Below are 14,221 nucleotides of genomic sequence, written 5' to 3'. Positions count from 1 at the left end.
TTAGGCAATTTATATTTAAGGAGTTAAAATGCCATTATTAGACAGCTTTAAAGTTGACCATACTAAAATGCCAGCTCCTGCTGTGCGTTTAGCTAAAGTTATGAAAACACCTAAGGGTGATGATATTAGTGTATTTGATTTGCGTTTTTGCATACCAAATAAAGACATTATGAGCGAAAAAGGCACTCATACCTTAGAACATTTATTTGCAGGATTTATGAGAGATCATTTAAATTCAAATTCAGTTGAAATTATTGATATTTCACCTATGGGTTGTCGCACGGGTTTTTATATGAGTTTAATTGGAACACCTGATGAGAAAAGTATTGCAAAAGCTTGGGAAGAAGCTATGAAAGATGTTTTAAGCGTAAGCGATCAAAGCAAAATTCCTGAACTTAATATCTATCAATGCGGAACTTGCGCAATGCATTCTTTAGATGAAGCCAAACAAATTGCCCAAAAAGTTTTAAATCTAGGTATTAGCATAATGAATAACAAAGAATTAAAACTCGAGAATGCTTAAAAAGAATCTTTATTTTTTAAACGATTAAGCTTTAATTAATATATTTTTATATATGATTTTGAAATTTTATTATTTTAAAAGGAGAAAAAATGAAACTGATGTGCGAGATGTGTAGTATCTAGTGCGTCCTTTGGCTTAACATTATGTTTCCAAAGGTCCAAAAAGTGGATAAGGAGATATAATGTGTAAGAAAGTCAAAAAAGTTTATTTTTTCAAAATACTCATTTAAAATCTTAACTTACAAAAATTTCTCTAATAAAATTTAATTCAAAATATCTTCTTATCCTTAATTTAATTTAAGGAGCAAAAATGAATTTACCTATACTTGATTTACAAGCTTATGAAAAAGATAAAAGCACTTTTCTTAAAAATTTAAGAGAAATTGCTTCTAAAATAGGTTTTTTTTATCTTATCAATACTGGTATAGATAAAAATTTAAACGAGAAATTATTCAAACTTGGCAAAGAATTTTTTAATCTTTCTAGAAGTTCGAAAGAGCTTATTTCTATGGTACATTCTCCTCAATTTAGAGGTTATACTAGCGAAGGTTTTGAATACACAGCAGGATCTAAGGATTATAGAGAACAACTGGATATAGGCACAGAAAGAGATGCTTTAAACTGGAATTTAAACTCACCCTTATGGCAAAGACTAGAAGGTCCTAATCTTTGGCCTAGTGAAATTCCAGAACTTAAAAAAACTTTCTTAACTTGGCACAAACAAACCAAAAAAGCTTGTTTAAAGCTTTTAAAAGCCTTCGCTCAAGCTCTTGATCTACCTAGCAATGCTTTTGATAAACTTTATGGAGAAAATTCTTACGAACATTGTAAAATCATACATTATCCAAAAAGCTCAAAAAATATCACTCAAGGCGTAGGTTCACATAAAGATGGTGGGCTTATCACTTTTGTTTTTCAAGAAAAACAAAGCGGACTTGAAGCTTTTATAGATGGTAAATGGCTTAGTATACCCCCACTTGAAAATAGCGTTGTAGTTAATATAGGAGAATTTTTAGAACTAGCTACCAATGGCTATTTAAAAGCTACTATTCACCGCGTGAATTTAAGCCCAAAAGAACGCTTTAGCATAGCTTATTTTCTTGGAGTGCAACTTGATAAGGATATACCTATTTTTAAGTTAAATCCAGAGCTTGTTAAAGAAAGCAAAGGTGTGGATACTGATCCTAAAAATCCACTTTTAAGAAATGTTGCAAGTAATTATTTTAAAAGAATGATACGCTCTCATCCTGATGTAGCAAGCATTTATCATAGTGACTTGATAGAAAAATTTAGTTTTGCGTAAAGGAGAAAAAATGACTTTATTTACTAAAGCTTTTTGCGTCGCTACTCTTTTTACCGGTTTTGCATGGGCAAATGAAGAACTTAAAGTTGGCTCTTCTATAACACCTCATGCAGATATTTTAAGATTTATAAAATCAGCACTTCAAAAACAAGGTTATGATTTAAAAATTTATAAATTCAATGATGGAGTAATCCCTAATGTAATGGTTGAAAATGGTGAGTTAGATGCTAATTATTTTCAGCATGAACCCTATTTAAAAGAATTCAATCAAAGACAAGGCACCCATCTTGTAAAAGTTGCCAGTATCCATATAGAACCTATGGCAGTGTATTCTAAAAAACATAAAAAATTTAACCCCAAGGAAGGACAAAGCATTTCTATACCCAATAATCCTACAAATGAAAGCCGTGCTTTACGCATTGTAGCAAGCAAAGGACTTATAGAAGTTAAAGATAATGAGCTCATCACTCCTTTAGATATCACTAAAAATCCTAAGAAGCTTAAATTCGTAGAGTTAAAAGACGCTCAACTTACAAGGAGTTTAGATGATGTAGATTATTCTCTTATTAATAGCAATTTTGCTATTTTAGCAGGTTTAAACCCTGTAAAAGATGGGCTTTATACAGAAAGTAAATATAGTGAATATAGCAATATCATCGCTGTTAAAGAAGGTAATGAAAACCTTCCTAAAATCAAAGCCCTAGTAAAGGCCTTGCAAAGCGATGAAGTTAAAAAATTTATAGAAGAAAAATATCAGGGCGCTTTAATCCCTACATTTTAAGGAGAATAAATATGAAAAATTCAATCATTTCTTACCCAAGAATAGGTGTAAATAGAGAATTAAAATTTGCTATTGAAAAATACTTTAAAAACCAAAGTTCAAAAGAGGAGCTTTTAAAAAGTGCTAAGGATTTAAGGATTAGACACTGGCAAGAAATTCAAAAAGCTGGCATTGATTTTATCCCTAGTAATGATTTTTCACTTTATGATAATGTCTTAGATACGGCTGTGCTTTTTAACATTGTTCATATAAAGTATAAAAATTTAAATTTAGATGCTTTAGATGAATACTTTGCTCAAAGTCGAGGTTATCAAGGAGAAAATGGAGATGTTACAGCCTTAGCAATGAAAAAATGGTTCAATACAAATTATCATTATTTGGTGCCTGAGTGCGATAATGCTGATATTATAGCTTTAACAGGGGATAAAATTTTTAAAGAATATCTCGAAGCTAAAGAGCTTGGCATAGAAAGCAAGCCTGTTTTAATAGGCATTTTCACACTTTTTAAACTCATTGCCTTTAAAGATGAAAAAACTCAAAAACTCGCCAAAGAAAAGCTTTTAAACGCTTATATAGAGCTTTTTGATAAACTAAATGAACTTAAAGTGACATGGCTTGAACTTGATGAGCCTTATTTGGTTTATGATTTAAGCAAGGAAGATATCGCTTTGTTCGAAGAATTTTACCAAGAACTTTTAAATCACAAAAAAAATCTTAAAATTTTACTTCAAAGCTATTTTGGAGACTTAAGAGATATTTATCCTAAACTTTTAGAAAGCAAATTTGATGCTTTAGGGCTTGATTTTATCGAAGGTAAACAAAGCTTAGCCTTAGTTCAAAAATACGGCTTTGCTAAAGATAAAATCCTTTTTGCAGGTCTTATTAACGGCAAAAATATCTATGCTAATGATTATGCTAAAAGCCTAAAGCTTGTTAAAGAGCTTCAAAAATATACACAAAATATCATCTTAAACACCTCTTGTTCGCTTTTACATGTGCCTTATAGCACTGAATTTGAAAGCAAATTAGATTCAAGCTATCTTAAACTTTTTGCCTTTGCTAAAGAAAAACTTCAAGAACTTAAAGATTTAAAAGAAATTCTAAATTCTAGCGAAGAAAATCCGCTCTTTAGAGCCAATCAAGAGCTTTTTAAAAATATCCCAGAGCGTTTAGATGAAAAAGTCAAAGCAAGGCTTAAGGCTTTAAAAAAAGAAGATTTTACCAGAACGCCTAGTTTTAAAGAACGCGCCTTAATCCAAAAAGAATTTTTAAAACTCCCTCTTTTACCAACCACAACCATAGGTTCCTTTCCTCAAAGTGCCGATGTAAGATCTAATCGCCTTGCCTTTAAGCAAGAAAAAATTTCAGCTCAAAACTACACTGAATTTAACCAACAAAAAATCAAAGAATGCATACAAATTCAAGAAGAAATAGGACTTGATGTTTTAGTGCATGGAGAATTTGAAAGAAATGATATGGTGGAGTATTTTGGAGAGAATTTAAAGGGCTTTTTATTTACTCAAAATGGTTGGGTGCAAAGCTATGGCACAAGGTGCGTTAAACCTCCTGTGATTTGGGGTGATGTATCACGCACAAAGCCTATTACCCTAGCTTGGTCTAAATTTGCACAAAGTTTAAGTCAAAAAATCGTAAAAGGTATGCTAACTGGACCTGTAACCATACTTAATTGGTCCTTTCCAAGAGAAGACATCAGCCTAAAAGAAAGTACTGAGCAAATTGCCTTAGCTATAAGAGATGAAGTGTTAGATCTTGAAAATGCAGGTATAAAAATCATACAAATTGATGAAGCCGCTTTGCGTGAAAAACTGCCTTTAAGAAAAAGCGATTGGCATAGCGAGTATTTAGATTGGGCTATTCCTGCTTTTAATCTTGTGCATAGTGGGGTAAAAGCTAAAACTCAAATTCACACTCATATGTGTTATAGTGAATTTAGCGATATCTTAAAAGAAATTGACGCTATGGATGCTGATGTGATTTCTTTTGAAGCTTCAAGATCAAACTTAAGTCTTTTAGATACTCTAAAAGCTATTCATTTTAAAACTGAGGTGGGACCAGGAGTTTATGATATACATAGCCCTAGAGTTCCAAGCATAGAAGAGCTAAGCTTAACCATAGAAAAAATTTTAAACAAATTACCTAAGGAGCAAATTTGGATCAATCCAGACTGCGGACTTAAAACAAGGGCATATGAAGAAGTCATAGCCTCTCTTAAAAATTTAGTTACAGCTACGCAAAAAATACGAAAACAATTATAAGGAGTTTTTATGTGTAATTTTTCTTTTGAAGTTTTTCCACCAAGAAAGGATGAAAATATCAAAAATCTTCATGCTATCTTAGATGATTTAGGGCAATTAAGCCCTAATTTTATCAGCGTAACCTTTGGAGCTGGAGGCTCTATTAACTCACAAAACACTTTAGAAATTGCAAGCTTAATCCAGAAAGAATATCAAATTCCTAGCATAGTACATTTACCTTGCATCCATTCCAGTAAAGAAAAAATCACTCAGATACTTCAAAAATGCAAAGAAAAAAATCTTAATCAAATTCTTGCTCTAAGAGGCGATATATGTGAGAATTTAGAAAAAAGCAAAGATTTTTCTTATGCTAGTGATTTAATTTCTTTTATAAAAAAACAAGAATATTTTGAAATTTATGCCGCATGCTATCCAGAAAAACATAATGAATCTAAAAATTTCATCGAGGATATACACCATCTTAAAACTAAGGTAAATGCAGGAACAGACAAGCTCATTACTCAACTTTTTTACGATAATGAAGATTTTTATACTTTTAAACAAAATTGTGCTTTAGCAGGTATTGACATACCTATTTACGCAGGTATTATGCCTATTACTAACAAAAGACAGGTTTTAAAAATTTCTCAACTTTGCGGATCTAAAATCCCTCCTAAATTTGTTAAAATTTTAGAAAAATATGAAAATAATACTTTGGCTTTAGAAGATGCAGGTATCGCGTATGCTTGCGATCAAATTGTCGATTTAATCACAAGTGGCGTAGATGGAATTCATCTTTATACTATGAATAAACCCAAAGCAGCTATTAAAATTTATGAAGCTGTAAAGCATTTGCTTAAAGAAGAGCTTCATGCTTAGAAAATAAACTATTTTTTGCTTTTATCTTAACTTATTTTCATTTTTTAGCTTATGGTTTTCTATAAGTAAAACAAAAATTAAAGATAAAAGCAAACCTGGTATAATACCCAAGCAAAGATAGAAAAAAGAATTATATTTAAAAAAGAAGAAAAGTGCACCAAAAAGCATTAAAGCTAAAGATGCACCTTTGAAAAATTCTAAAATATAGATCAATGACCTTCCTCAACAACAGTTGCACCCGCTAAATATACATAAGTTAAAATCATAAAAATAAAAGCTTGTAAAAATGCCATAAAAGTTAAAAGCACATAAGCAGGAAGTGGAGCTATATAAGGAACTAAAGCTAAAATTACCATCAAAAACAAATCGTCACCTTTAATATTTCCAAACAAACGGAAGGACAAAGAAACCACACGAGAAAGATGAGAGACTATCTCTATAGGAAACATCAAAGGAGCTAAAAGTTTAATAGGTCCCATGAAATGAGCAAAATACTTTACAAAACCTTGTGCCCTAATACCCTCAAAATGATAATATACAAAAACTATAATAGCCAAGGACAAAGTCAAATTTAAACTTGCAGTTGGAGCGTGAAAACCAGGTATTATACCTATAATATTACTAAAAAACACTATAATCCCCAAAGTTGCAACCAAAGGAAGATATTTTCTTGCACCTTTTTCACTTCCCATGGTATCTCTACCCATAGATAAAACTCCCTCTAAAAAAGCCTCACCTAAATTTTGCATACCGCGTGGAACAAGTTGCATAGAACGAGTAGCCATCATAGCCACTATAACAGCAATTAAAGCTACCAAACCTATGTGAAAAAAATAAGAAAAAGTATGACTTGTATCAAGCAAAGAGCTAAATAAAAATAAATCTTTCATGGTTTCCTCAAAAATTTTATTCTAAACTCGGAATTCTAGCAAAATCTTACTTATATTTTAATGAAAATTTACATCCATTCTAAAACTTGTGAAAGTTCTTTAGCAACAAAACACTTAAGTCCTATATCTTCCAAAGGCTTAGAAGGAACAATAGCATTTTTAAATTTTTGCATTTTAGCTTCTTTTAAACGCGTATCAAGGCTAAAAACCTCTCTAATTTCTCCATTTAAACTAAGCTCTCCTATAAAAATACTATCTTTGCTCAAAGGGCGATTTTTAAAACTTGAAATAATAGCTGCAACCACAGCCAAATCCGCAGCAGTTTCACTTACTTTTACTCCGCCGCTAATATTTACAAATACATCATAATGCCCTAAAGGAATTTCAAGTTTTCTTTCAAGCAAAGCCAAAAGCATATCTAAGCGATTTTTTTCATATCCTGTAGCGCTGCGTTTTGGATAAGAACTTTCACACACTAAAGCTTGAACTTCTAAAACCAAGGCACGAGATCCTTCCATCACAACACCTAAAGCACTTCCTGAAATAGCCTTTCCACGAGTAAAAAAACGATTTGCTAAATCTTTTGCGCTAATCAAACCCTTAGCAGTCATCTCAAAAATACCTACTTCATTCGTTCCACCAAAACGATTTTTAAAGCCTCTTAAAAGTCTGATTTCTTTAGTGGCATCTCCTTCAAAATAAAGCACCACATCTACCATATGCTCAAGAACCCTAGGCCCTGCTATAGCACCTTCTTTAGTAATATGCCCTATGATAAAAGTACTGATATTATAAGCCTTGCTAACACGCATAAGTTCAAAAGTAATCTCACGCACCTGAGTGATGCTTCCTGCTGCTGAAGTGATTTTATTTGAATATAGAGTTTGTATAGAATCAACGATAAGAATGCTATAATCTTTTTTGTGCAATTCTTCTAAAATATTTTCAAGGCAAAGTTCAGTAAGTAAAAATAAATTCGGAGTATTAGCCTCAAGACGATCAGCTCTTAATTTAATCTGGGCTTTACTTTCTTCGCCACTGACATAAAGCACTTTTTTACCCTGTTTAGCTAAATTTGAAGCAATTTTTAACAAAAGCGTAGATTTTCCCACACCTGGACTTCCGCCTATAAGCACTAAAGAACCTTCAACAAGCCCTCCGCCTAAAACCAAATCAAGCTCATTATCATCTGTGCTGTATCTTGTAAAATGTTCTAACTCCACATCTTCAATACAAACAGCCTCACTTGTTTTCATACTAACTTGCGCAAGCTCTTTTAAAACTTTAATTTGCTCAGCTTTTAATTCTATAAAACTATCCCAAGCTCCACAATCAGGACATTTTCCAAGCCATTTGCTTTGTTGATTTCCACAAGCTTGACATTCAAAAAGTGCTTTATTTTTTGCCATTATTCAAAAATAGGATCTAATAAAGTATCTAAGTAAGCATTTGCATTAAATTCTTGCAAATCCGTCATTTGCTCACCCACGCCTACATAAAAAATAGGAAGCTCAAGCTCTCTTGCTATACTAAAAAGTGCACCCCCTTTAGCTGTCCCATCAAGCTTTGTGATAATCACACCATCAAGTTTTACAAGCTCATTAAAAGCTTTAGCTTGTAAAATTCCAGCATTTCCCTGTGTTCCATCTAAAACTAAAATTTTTCTATGGGGTGCGCCTTCTAAAGCTTTGTTTGAAATTCTTACAATTTTTTCAAGCTCATGAGCTAAATTTTTTTGATTTTGCAAACGGCCTGCTGTATCGATAATTACTCTATCAAAATCCTTTGCTTTTGCTTTAGAAATGGTATCAAAAGCAACCGCTGAAGGATCATGCCCTTGTGCAGTTAAAACTATATCTACATCCACTTTTTGCGCCCAAAGTTTTAATTGCTCAATCGCACCTGCTCTAAAAGTATCACACGCCCCTAAAATCACTTTTTGATTTTGGTTTTTATATAAATAAGCAAGCTTGGCAATACTTGTTGTTTTTCCTGCTCCATTTACTCCTAAAATAAGCTCTACAAAAGGTTTTTCTTGATTGGTTTCTTTTTTTTCATAAAGAAAATAAGAACCCATAACATGCTTTAAATCTTCTTTTTTTACTTCATTTTGAGGTGGTAAATAATAAATTATCTCTTCAACTATTTCATAACTTACATCTGCTTCAAGCAAAATTTCTTCAAGCAAATCTTTGGTTATCTTTTTATTCTCTCCTTTAACTCCAACAATATTTTCAAGAGTTTTTGCAAGTCCTTTTTTAAAAAAATCAAACATTAAAGTATAGCCTTTTGTATATCGATTTCTAGCATTTCTTCAGGAATAAGCCCTAAATACTGATTAATCAATTTAGAATGCTTGTTGTAAAGAAACATAGTAGGAATTCCATTTACCCCGCCTAAAGCTTTAGCTAAAAGATAGTTATTTTCACCATTAGCGACTTTATAAGATATTTTATGCTGTTCTATAAATTTTTGAATCTCATCATTAGATTTATCTTCTAATAAAACTCCAACTATGTTAAAATCATTATTATACTTTTCTTGTAATTTATTAAGATGAGGGATTTCAGCAATGCAAGGGGTACACCAAGTAGTAAAAAATACAAACAAAGTTGCCTTATCTTCATCATTGAAATTTAAAACGGCATTTTCTTTTTTAATTGAAATTAATCCTCCATCAATCAAATTAAGTTTAAAATTCATATCATCACTTTGATTGATACTTGCCTCGGTACTTAAATTTACATCATTTTGCTGCTTTTCTTTATCATCGCTACAAGCAACAAACAAATAAGATATTGCCACTAGTAAAAGTATTTTTTTAATCTTCATTATTTATCAATCCTTTATTCTTCTTTATAAAAATGCTAAAATTATAACATACATAAGATAATATTTTTTTAAAGGCATATTATATGGAAAAAACAGATTTTAGGGCATTGCAAAAAATACGCCTTTTCAAACATTCAAAACTAAATTTCAAACAAGATTATAAAATATTCAAAGAATGTCTTAAAATAATAAAACTATTTAAAGCTAAAAATATTTTAATTTTTATTCCTTTGCATTATGAACCAAACTTAATAAAATTTCGCCATATTCTTAATAAAAATTACAAACTTTTTGTTCCATTTATGCAAGATAAAAGTTTAAAAATTGTAAAATTAAGATTGCCTTTTATTAAAAAAAGGTTTGGGGTTTTAGAGCCTATAGATTCTTTTTTTAAAGCAAAAATTGATTTAGCTATTGTGCCTGTAATTGGCGTCGATAAAAATTTAAAAAGAATAGGACATGGGCAAGGTTTTTATGATAGATTTTTTGAAAATTTAAATTACAAACCTCATATAATATTTGTCCAAAGTATAGATGCTTTAAGTCAAAATAATCTAACACAAAAGCATGATATTTCAGGAAAATTATACATAAACCCTTATAAAAAATATTACAAGAAAGAAAGAAAAAATGATAGAATCACTTATCGCACTTATAGCCGCTATAGTCGGACTCGGTATAGGATATTTAGTTGCAAAAAAAATCAATGATGCCAAATATGAAATTTTCGTAGAACAAGCTAAAGCCAAAGCCAAAGCTATAGAATACGAAGCGGAGCTTATTTTAAAAGATGCAAAAAATTCAATTCTTAATGCAGAATTAGAAGTTAAAAAAAAATACGAAGAAAAAACTCACAAAATTCAAAAAGATTTTAATCAAAAATTTGATGATCTTTCTAAAAAAGAACAAAAACTTCAGCAAGAAGAAGAAAAACTAAAAGAAGATAAAGAATACCTTTGCAAGTCACAAAAACACATTCAAGACTTACAATCTGATGTTGATAAATTAAAAAATAAATATCAAGAAAAACTTGATGATGTTTTAAAAATTTTAGAACATTCTACAGGACTTACACAAAATGAAGCCAAAGAAATCATTCTTAAAAAAGTAGAAGAAAATTCTCGCGAGCAAATTGCACATATAGTAAGAAAATATGAAGAAGAAGCAAAAAATGAAGCCAAAAGAAAAGCTAATTTCATCATTGCTCAAGCTACTTCTCGTTTTGCAGGTGAATTTGCAGCTGAAAGACTTATCAATGTTATTAACATTAAAAACGATGAACTTAAAGGACGCATCATTGGTAAAGAAGGGCGCAATGTTAAAACCTTAGAAATGGTTTTAGGTGTTGATATTATCATCGATGATACACCAGGTGCTATTATAGTAAGTTGTTTTAATCTTTATCGCCGTGCTATTGCTACAAAAGTTATAGAACTTTTAGTTGAAGATGGTAGAATTCAACCCGCGCGCATAGAAGAAATTCACGAAAAAGTGTGTAAAGAATTTGATAGTGCTATTCTAGAAGAAGGCGAAACCATAGTTATGGATCTAGGTTTAAATAAAATACACCCTGAAATTGTAAAACTCATAGGAAAACTCAAATACCGAGCAAGCTATGGACAAAACGCTTTAGCACATTCTTTGGAAGTGGCTCACCTTGCAGGAATCATTGCTGCTGAGTGTGGCGGGGATGAGAATTTAGCACGTCGTGCGGGAATTTTACATGATATAGGAAAAGCATTAACCCATGATTTTGAAGGATCTCATGTGGATTTAGGTGCAGAACTTTGCAAACGCTATAAAGAGCATCCTGTAGTAATCAATGCTATTTACGCACATCATGGACACGAAGAAGCTACAAGCATAGAATCAGCAGCTGTTTGTGCAGCAGATACTTTAAGTGCCGCACGACCTGGAGCTAGAAGAGAAGTATTAGAAGCTTTCTTAAAAAGAGTCAGTGAGCTAGAAGATATCGCTAAAAGTAAAGAAGGAATTAAAAATGCCTATGCAATCAATGCCGGAAGAGAAATTCGCGTCATAGCCAATGCTCAGCTTGTTAATGATGATGAAAGTGTACTTTTGGCTAAGGAAATAGCAGCTGAAATTCAAGAAAAAATGCAATATCCTGGTGAAATTAAAGTCAATGTCATACGTGAACTTAGAGCTGTAGAATACGCTAAATAAGGTTTATTATGCAAGATATGATTGATACTTTAATAAAATATGGTTATATTGTTTTATTCTTTTACTCTTTAGGGGGCGGAATGGTTGGAATTTTAGCCGCAGGAGTTTTAAGTTCTCAAGGAAAAATGGATCTTAGTTTTTGCATTGCTCTTGCTTTTATTGCTAATACCATAGGTTCAACTTTGCTTTTTATACTTGGAAAATATTACAAAAAAGATATTATGCCTTATTTTAAAAAACACCGACGCAAACTAGCTCTTGCTATGATGAAAACAAAACAACACGGAATTATTTTACTTATAACTCAAAAATTTATTTATGGTTTAAAAACTTTCATTCCTATAGCTGCAGGCATGGCAAAATATAATTTTATTAAATTTTTTATTATCAATACTCTAGCTAGTTTGGCATGGGCTATTGTTCTAGGTTTTGCTGCTTATACTTTTGGGTATGTTATTGAAGCAATTTTTGATAAACTAAGTTTATATCCTTATACTGCTCCTTTATTTTTATTATTTTTAGCTGGAATAATTTGGCTCTATTTAAGTAAATTTTCCAAAAAATAATGTCTCTATGGAATTCTTTTTTTTACTCTTTTAAAGAATTTCATTATTTATTTTTATCTGTTGTTATTATTTTTATTTTTAATATCCTTTTAGAATATAATAATTTTTTAAACTTTAAAAACCAAAAACATTACTTTATAAATAACGCTCTATTAACGCACCAATATATAAAATATAATAAAAAAAATAAAAAATACTGGGTTTTAAAATTACAAACTGAAAACTTCACTTTTTATACCACAAGTTTTAAGGATTTAAATTTAAGCAAGAATCAACTTTTAAGCCTTAGAATTATCACCCATAATATTAACTTTAAAGACTATCTGAGCAAAAGTTTTTATGCACCTTCTTACGATTTTGAAAAATTAAAAGAAAAAGAATACAATCCCATTATATCTTACTTCTTAAATCAACATACAAATGAAAAAATTAAAGAATTTTATGGTGCTTTATTTTTTGCACTGCCCATATCTTTAGAGCTTAGAAACGATGTAAATTACTACGGCATAGCACACCTTATAGCAATTAGCGGTTATCACATAGGCTTGCTTTTTAGTTTAATTTTCTTTATTTTAGCTCCAATTTATAGTTTTTTCCAAAAAAGATATTTTCCTTATAGAAATTTACGTTTAGATTTAAGTATTTTAATTTTTACACTACTTTTAGCTTATGCTTGTTTAATAGGATTTGTCCCTTCTTTTGTGCGCTCCTTGATTATGGCTTTTTGGGTTTTTTATCTATTGTGTAAAAATATAAAAATTATTAATTTCTTTACGCTTTTTTGTATTATTTTATTGTGCATTTCTCTTTACCCTAGACTTTTATTTAGTATTGGATTTTTATTTTCTATTTTAGGTGTTTTTTATATTTTTTTATATATGCATCATTTTGCAAATAAATTTAATAATCTTATAAATATTATTTTGCTTAATATTTGGACTTTTTTTGCCATGGTTTTACCTGTGCTTTATTTTTTTCCACTTATAAGCTACCAACAAATTTTAGGTATTATTTTGAGTGGAATTTTTGTAATATTTTATCCTTTAGTATTATTTTTGCATCTTATAAACTATGGAGATTTGCTCAATTTTATCTTAGATGAATTTTTTAAATTTAAAATTTATGGAACTAATATCTATATCCCATTTTGGATTTTTATAAGTTATCTTATTGCTTCTTTAATCTCTGTGCGATTTAAATATCTAGCTTTTCTTTGTATTTTTGCGAATTTTATTCCCTTCATTATGATTGTGATTTAGAAAATAATAGAGTTTAAGCCCAAAAAGATAAATAATCCAAGAAATATAAATCCAAATAAAAAAGAATAAAATAGTAGAAAAAGATCCATAAACACTAGCGTATGTTTTATTATATACCACATAATATACAAATAAATTTTTTCCTATATACCAAATAGCACCCGCTCCAAAAGATACTAAAGCTAAACTTTTAAGAGTTCCCTTATGAACAGAACTTGAATAAGATATAAAAAATAAACCCCAAATAATTACAAAGGGTAAAATTTCAAAAAAATTAAACCCTATTTTATAATCATCTAAAGTTTGTTGGATAAAACCTGAAATATAAAAACTAAGCCCAAGCCCCAAAGGAACAAGAGTTAAAAGAGTCCAATAAGAACTAATGCTTTGCCAAAGTCCTTTAGGTTCATTTTTAGTAATACGATTGATTACAAAATCATAGCCTGAAAAAAAAGCTAAAGAAGTAAATGCCATAGCAATAAGACCTACAATACCCAAATTTACACTATTTTTTAAAAAAGTATCGATGTAAGTAGCAACAACATCTTGTTGCGTTGGTATTAAAAAAGCAAAAATTATTTGCTTTGCTTTTTCATAATAAGCTTTAAAACTGGAAATTTGCGTAAAAACAGAAAAACATACAAATAAAATAGGTATTAAAGATAATACAGTATAAAAACTAAGTGCTGCTGCATAATTTAAAATTTCCTTATCACGCAAATTTAGCAAAATAGTAAAAAAATTTTTCAC

General features: G+C 30.4%; 15 protein-coding genes. 9 read left to right on the top strand and 6 right to left on the bottom strand.

All coding sequences use genetic code 11. The annotated features are described in order from the left end of the window. Nucleotides 1–28 precede the first annotated feature (28 nt). The 5 genes from luxS to metF all read left to right on the top strand — a co-directional run bounded on the left by luxS (nucleotide 29) and on the right by metF (nucleotide 5,740). Nucleotides 29–523 carry an S-ribosylhomocysteine lyase gene (luxS, locus tag ELQ09_RS01700; RefSeq protein ID WP_002870821.1) on the top strand — a complete coding sequence of 165 codons (495 nt, stop codon included), beginning with the start codon at nucleotides 29–31 and terminating at the stop codon, nucleotides 521–523. Between the two features lie 309 nt (nucleotides 524–832). Continuing rightward, the gene (locus ELQ09_RS01695; protein WP_070317023.1) at nucleotides 833–1,825 is read left to right on the top strand and encodes an isopenicillin N synthase family oxygenase; all 993 of its coding nucleotides are present in this window, start codon (nucleotides 833–835) and stop codon (nucleotides 1,823–1,825) included. Between the two features lie 10 nt (nucleotides 1,826–1,835). After that, nucleotides 1,836–2,606, top strand: a complete 771-nt coding sequence (locus ELQ09_RS01690; RefSeq protein WP_208357094.1) for a MetQ/NlpA family ABC transporter substrate-binding protein — start codon at nucleotides 1,836–1,838, stop codon at nucleotides 2,604–2,606. Between the two features lie 11 nt (nucleotides 2,607–2,617). Then, nucleotides 2,618–4,882: a 5-methyltetrahydropteroyltriglutamate--homocysteine S-methyltransferase gene (metE, locus tag ELQ09_RS01685; protein WP_096703124.1), complete on the top strand. Its 2,265-nt coding sequence runs from the start codon at nucleotides 2,618–2,620 to the stop codon at nucleotides 4,880–4,882. Between the two features lie 9 nt (nucleotides 4,883–4,891). Next, nucleotides 4,892–5,740, top strand: a complete 849-nt coding sequence (gene metF, locus ELQ09_RS01680) for a methylenetetrahydrofolate reductase [NAD(P)H] (RefSeq protein ID WP_134224582.1) — start codon at nucleotides 4,892–4,894, stop codon at nucleotides 5,738–5,740. A 21-nt stretch (nucleotides 5,741–5,761) separates the two neighbouring features. On the opposite strand, the gene ELQ09_RS01675 is transcribed toward metF, so the two are convergent. From ELQ09_RS01675 to ELQ09_RS01655, 5 genes are all read right to left on the bottom strand, one after another. After that, a complete protein-coding gene (locus ELQ09_RS01675; RefSeq protein ID WP_002852856.1) occupies nucleotides 5,762–5,953 on the bottom strand; it encodes a membrane protein in 192 nt (63 codons plus the stop codon). Beyond that, on the bottom strand, nucleotides 5,950–6,630 hold the full coding sequence (locus tag ELQ09_RS01670) for a F0F1 ATP synthase subunit A (protein WP_002908551.1): 681 nt from the start codon (nucleotides 6,628–6,630) through the stop codon (nucleotides 5,950–5,952). Before ELQ09_RS01670 ends, ELQ09_RS01675 begins: the two co-directional genes overlap by 4 nt. 68 nt (nucleotides 6,631–6,698) lie before the next feature. Further along, nucleotides 6,699–8,039 carry a DNA repair protein RadA gene (gene radA / locus ELQ09_RS01665; protein ID WP_002870828.1) on the bottom strand — a complete coding sequence of 447 codons (1,341 nt, stop codon included), beginning with the start codon at nucleotides 8,037–8,039 and terminating at the stop codon, nucleotides 6,699–6,701. Next, a complete protein-coding gene (ftsY, locus tag ELQ09_RS01660; RefSeq protein ID WP_134224581.1) occupies nucleotides 8,039–8,905 on the bottom strand; it encodes a signal recognition particle-docking protein FtsY in 867 nt (288 codons plus the stop codon). The genes radA and ftsY overlap by 1 nt, the downstream gene beginning before the upstream one ends. Continuing rightward, on the bottom strand, nucleotides 8,905–9,462 hold the full coding sequence (locus tag ELQ09_RS01655; protein WP_070317020.1) for a TlpA disulfide reductase family protein: 558 nt from the start codon (nucleotides 9,460–9,462) through the stop codon (nucleotides 8,905–8,907). The genes ftsY and ELQ09_RS01655 overlap by 1 nt, the downstream gene beginning before the upstream one ends. Before the next feature lie 83 nt (nucleotides 9,463–9,545). On the opposite strand from ELQ09_RS01655, the gene ELQ09_RS01650 reads away from it, so the two are divergent. The 4 genes from ELQ09_RS01650 to ELQ09_RS01635 are packed head-to-tail and all read left to right on the top strand — an operon-like array spanning nucleotide 9,546 to nucleotide 13,471. Beyond that, complete coding sequence (locus ELQ09_RS01650; RefSeq protein ID WP_002860439.1) at nucleotides 9,546–10,172, top strand: 5-formyltetrahydrofolate cyclo-ligase; 627 nt, start codon at nucleotides 9,546–9,548, stop codon at nucleotides 10,170–10,172. Then, nucleotides 10,093–11,646, top strand: a complete 1,554-nt coding sequence (rny, locus tag ELQ09_RS01645; RefSeq protein WP_002853829.1) for a ribonuclease Y — start codon at nucleotides 10,093–10,095, stop codon at nucleotides 11,644–11,646. The genes ELQ09_RS01650 and rny overlap by 80 nt, the downstream gene beginning before the upstream one ends. A gap of 8 nt (nucleotides 11,647–11,654) precedes the next feature. Next, nucleotides 11,655–12,212 carry a DedA family protein gene (locus ELQ09_RS01640; protein WP_070317019.1) on the top strand — a complete coding sequence of 186 codons (558 nt, stop codon included), beginning with the start codon at nucleotides 11,655–11,657 and terminating at the stop codon, nucleotides 12,210–12,212. Next, on the top strand, nucleotides 12,212–13,471 hold the full coding sequence (locus tag ELQ09_RS01635; RefSeq protein ID WP_134224580.1) for a ComEC/Rec2 family competence protein: 1,260 nt from the start codon (nucleotides 12,212–12,214) through the stop codon (nucleotides 13,469–13,471). Before ELQ09_RS01640 ends, ELQ09_RS01635 begins: the two co-directional genes overlap by 1 nt. Here ELQ09_RS01635 and ELQ09_RS01630 read toward each other — a convergent pair. Beyond that, nucleotides 13,415–14,221, bottom strand: coding sequence for a YihY/virulence factor BrkB family protein (locus tag ELQ09_RS01630; protein WP_070317017.1), 807 nt, complete (start codon nucleotides 14,219–14,221; stop codon nucleotides 13,415–13,417). The two genes, ELQ09_RS01635 and ELQ09_RS01630, sit on opposite strands and share 57 nt — an antisense overlap.

This window comes from Campylobacter sp. CH186, from assembly GCF_004378925.1.
Classification (GTDB): Bacteria; Campylobacterota; Campylobacteria; order Campylobacterales; family Campylobacteraceae; genus Campylobacter_D; species Campylobacter_D jejuni.
Note: the sequence above shows the minus strand (reverse complement) of the source record. Positions and strands in the feature narration are given on the sequence as shown.

Excerpts from the sequence above, each read along its gene's own strand:
- luxS (WP_002870821.1), top strand. The coding sequence starts at position 29 with ATGCCATTATTAGACAGCTTTAAAGTTGACCATACTAAAATGCCAGCT.
- ELQ09_RS01695 (WP_070317023.1), top strand. The coding sequence starts at position 833 with ATGAATTTACCTATACTTGATTTACAAGCTTATGAAAAAGATAAAAGC.
- ELQ09_RS01690 (WP_208357094.1), top strand. The coding sequence starts at position 1,836 with ATGACTTTATTTACTAAAGCTTTTTGCGTCGCTACTCTTTTTACCGGT.
- metE (WP_096703124.1), top strand. The coding sequence starts at position 2,618 with ATGAAAAATTCAATCATTTCTTACCCAAGAATAGGTGTAAATAGAGAA.
- metF (WP_134224582.1), top strand. The coding sequence starts at position 4,892 with ATGTGTAATTTTTCTTTTGAAGTTTTTCCACCAAGAAAGGATGAAAAT.
- ELQ09_RS01670 (WP_002908551.1), bottom strand. The coding sequence starts at position 6,630 with ATGAAAGATTTATTTTTATTTAGCTCTTTGCTTGATACAAGTCATACT.
- radA (WP_002870828.1), bottom strand. The coding sequence starts at position 8,039 with ATGGCAAAAAATAAAGCACTTTTTGAATGTCAAGCTTGTGGAAATCAA.
- ftsY (WP_134224581.1), bottom strand. The coding sequence starts at position 8,905 with ATGTTTGATTTTTTTAAAAAAGGACTTGCAAAAACTCTTGAAAATATT.
- ELQ09_RS01655 (WP_070317020.1), bottom strand. The coding sequence starts at position 9,462 with ATGAAGATTAAAAAAATACTTTTACTAGTGGCAATATCTTATTTGTTT.
- ELQ09_RS01650 (WP_002860439.1), top strand. The coding sequence starts at position 9,546 with ATGGAAAAAACAGATTTTAGGGCATTGCAAAAAATACGCCTTTTCAAA.
- rny (WP_002853829.1), top strand. The coding sequence starts at position 10,093 with ATGATAGAATCACTTATCGCACTTATAGCCGCTATAGTCGGACTCGGT.
- ELQ09_RS01640 (WP_070317019.1), top strand. The coding sequence starts at position 11,655 with ATGCAAGATATGATTGATACTTTAATAAAATATGGTTATATTGTTTTA.
- ELQ09_RS01635 (WP_134224580.1), top strand. The coding sequence starts at position 12,212 with ATGTCTCTATGGAATTCTTTTTTTTACTCTTTTAAAGAATTTCATTAT.